A 2,621-nucleotide genomic window follows, 5' to 3' on the forward strand; every position below is an offset into this window, starting at 1 on the left:
GCCCTGGAAGGCGGCGTTTTTGCATTGAAATTCAACAGCTTGTGAAATCAGGCATAGGCCGGCGTGGCGTACACCACCGGGTCCGGCACGGCCGGCGAGTCGTAAGTGACCCATTCCCAGGCGGTGGCATCGGCCATCAGCGCCCGCACCAGCTTGTTGTTGAGCGCGTGGCCGGACTTGAAGCCCTCGTAGGCACCCAGCACCTGGCCGCCGGCCAGATAGAGGTCGCCGATCGCGTCAAGAATCTTGTGGCGCACGAATTCGTCGGCGTAGCGCAGGCCGTCTTCGTTGAGCACGCGGAACTCGTCGAGCACGATGGCGTTGTCCATCGAACCGCCCAGGCCGAGATTGCGCTCGCGCATGTATTCCAGGTCGCGCATGAAGCCGAAGGTGCGCGCGCGGGAGATTTCCTTGGTGTAGGCCATCGTCGAGAACTCGATTTCCTGGCGCGACTGCTTGGCCGGGATCATCGGGTGGTCGAACTGGATGGTGAAGCCCAGCTTGTACCCCTCGTACGGGGTAAAGCGGGCCATCTTGTCGCCCTCGGTCACTTCCACGGTCTTCAGCACGCGGATGAAGCGCTTGGGCGCATCCTGTTCGACGATGCCTGCCGACTGCAGCAGGAACACGAACGGGCCGGACGAACCGTCCATGATCGGCAGCTCGGCCGAGGACAGTTCGACGATGATGTTGTCCACACCCAGGCCGGCCAGGGCCGACATCAGGTGCTCGACGGTCTGGATCTTGGCGTCGTTGCAGGTCAGGCCGGTGCACAGGGTCACTTCGGTGACCAGTTCGGCCTTCGCAGGCACTTCCACTACCGGGTCCAGGTCCACGCGCCGGAACACGATGCCATGGTTGACCGGCGCCGGGCGCAGGGTCATGTAGACCTTGTCGCCGCTGTGCAGGCCTACACCGGTGGCGCGGATCGTGTTCTTGAGGGTGCGTTGCTGGATCATGGGGGACGACCGGAAGTGACACAGTAGATTAACACGCAGGGTCCCCTACCCCGGCTGAAACGCCGGTGGGACGCGCGTGAAGCAGGGCGGCCGGGCCCATCCTGGCCCGGCGCCCGCGTTTTCAGGACATGGTGGCGCAACCCGGGGGGGACAAGCCCCGGGCAGCGTCGATCAGTCCGCCTGGCGGCGCAGGAACGCCGGGATGTCCAGGTAATCGTTCGGCAGTTCCGCCGCGGCCGGGGCCGAGGAGGCCGGAGCCGACGGGGTGGAAGCTGCCACGCTGTCGCTGCTGGCACGACGCAGACCCAGGCCCATGCCGCCGACGGCCTTGGACACCGCATCGCCGCCGTTGTCGAACTCGCCGAACTCCGGCTGGCCGGTGGTGGCGTTGCGGACCAGCTTGATCGGTGCACGCTCGCCCGGACGCTGGGTCTTGCTGGCCGAGACGCGGTTCAGGCCCGTGGCGACCACGGTCACGCGCACTTCGTCCTGCATGTCCGGATCGAGCACGGTACCCACCACCACGGTCGCGTCTTCCGAAGCGAAGCCGTCGATGGTGCGGCCGATCTCGTCGAACTCGGCCATGGTGAAGTCGGCACCGGCGGTGATGTTGACCAGGATGCCGTTGGCGCCAGCCAGGTTCACATCGTCCAGCAGCGGGTTCTGGATGGCCGACTCGGCCGCGGCCTGCGCGCGGTCATCGCCGCGGGCGGTACCGGTACCCATCATCGCCAGGCCCATTTCGGACATGAYGGTGCGCACGTCGGCGAAGTCGACGTTGATCAGGCCCGGACGCACGATCAGGTCGGCGATGCCCTGCACGGCGCCCTGCAGCACGTCGTTGGCGGCACGGAAGGCCTGGATCATGGTCGCGTTGCGACCCAGCACGGTGATCAGCTTCTCGTTGGGGATGGTGATCAGCGAGTCGCAGTGCTGGCTCAGTTCTTCAATGCCCTTCAGCGCGACCTGCATGCGGCGGCGGCCTTCGAACGGGAACGGCTTGGTGACCACGGCCACGGTCAGGATGCCCATTTCCTTGGCCAGCTGTGCCACCACCGGCGCAGCGCCGGTACCGGTGCCACCGCCCATGCCAGCGGTGATGAACACCATGTCCGCGCCCTGCAGCGCGTCCATGATGCGCTCACGGTCTTCCAGCGCAGCCTGGCGGCCGACTTCCGGATTCGCGCCTGCGCCCAGGCCCTTGGTGACATTGGTACCCAGCTGCAGCTGCAGCTTGGCACCACAATTCTTGATGGCCTGCGAGTCGGTGTTGGCAGTGATGAATTCCACGCCATCCACTGCCGAGTTGACCATGTGCGCCACGGCATTGCCGCCGCCGCCGCCCACGCCAACCACCTTGATCACCGCATTGGGTGCCATCTTTTCGATCAGTTCAAAATGCGCCATGTCCGTGTCCTCGTTGTATCCGCTTTCGATTGCATGGGCGTTCGGGCGTCCTGCCTTCGTGCTGCATGCCGTCGTTGCGGCTGTGTGGGTTATGTGTGTTGCCGGTGTAGCGTCGTGTTGCCGGTGTTGCAGCCGGGCTGCGCCCGGGTGGTACAGGTGCCGCGTCAGAATTCGCCGCGGAACCAGGTCTTGAGTTTCTTGAACATGCTTCCGGCGCGGCCGGTCGGCAGCGACGGCCGGCGCGGATGCTCGATC

The 2,621-nt window shown here is 65.6% G+C and carries 2 protein-coding genes; both read right to left on the reverse strand.

The features are described 5' to 3' along the window. Nucleotides 1–47: 47 nt before the first annotated feature. On the reverse strand, nucleotides 48–959 hold the full coding sequence (gene lpxC / locus AC1VAN_RS17985) for a UDP-3-O-acyl-N-acetylglucosamine deacetylase (protein WP_025876575.1): 912 nt from the start codon (nucleotides 957–959) through the stop codon (nucleotides 48–50). Between the two features lie 171 nt (nucleotides 960–1,130). Continuing rightward, nucleotides 1,131–2,366, reverse strand: a complete 1,236-nt coding sequence (ftsZ, locus tag AC1VAN_RS17990) for a cell division protein FtsZ (protein WP_480986356.1) — start codon at nucleotides 2,364–2,366, stop codon at nucleotides 1,131–1,133. Nucleotides 2,367–2,621: the final 255 nt, after the last annotated feature.

It is taken from the genome of Stenotrophomonas sp. 05L44_2, assembly GCF_056665995.1.